This window comes from Rhodovulum sp. 12E13 (assembly GCF_003340565.1).
In the GTDB taxonomy this organism is placed as follows: Bacteria; Pseudomonadota; Alphaproteobacteria; order Rhodobacterales; family Rhodobacteraceae; genus HLUCCA09.
Window position 1 is genome coordinate 1 of record NZ_QPLK01000126.1, and the last position, 528, is coordinate 528.

1 protein-coding gene is annotated in these 528 nt (G+C 67.4%); it reads left to right on the plus strand.

Going from position 1 to position 528, the window contains the following annotated elements; translation table 11 throughout:
• Positions 1-107, plus strand: a 107-nt coding sequence (locus tag DLJ49_RS21380; RefSeq protein WP_147277395.1) for a transposase domain-containing protein, incomplete at its 5' end; no start/stop codon positions are given.
• Positions 108-528 lie beyond the last annotated feature (421 nt).

Genomic DNA, 528 nt, shown 5'->3' on the forward strand with positions numbered 1-528 from the left:
ACTACCTCGCCGACACCCTCCGCGCCATCCTCGACGGACACCCCAAGTCCCGCATCGAGGACCTCATGCCCTGGCGCTACGCCCAGCCGTCAAGCCTCGCCGCATAGGGCCGCCCCGTCGCGCTTACACCTTTACCTCCAGATCGGCCGCATAGATACGCTCGAACTGTCGGCGGGCCCGAGCGCTCTGACCGGTCTCGAGTTATAGATGGCCCGATCGTATCGGATCTGATGTAAAAGCCCATCGGGCCGCTCCTTGCGGCGGCGATTGCCCAGCGTGAACACGTCAATCGCGGCATCGGGCAGGCCCAAGCGGCGAGTTCACGGCCGCGAGAGAGCGGGGTCGCTGGACCGATGGGGGTCGCGTTCTCGCATGCACCGTGGCGCGCGCCGCCCGTCCTATGAGCCCGCAGTATTCACCGAATGCGTCTGAGCGGCGGATTTGGCGGTCGTGGGCCGGTCGTGAGGACCGGTCGAGGGTTGTGCAGACCCTCCCGAGCGGCGCGACGCCTGTTGACGGTGCGCGTGG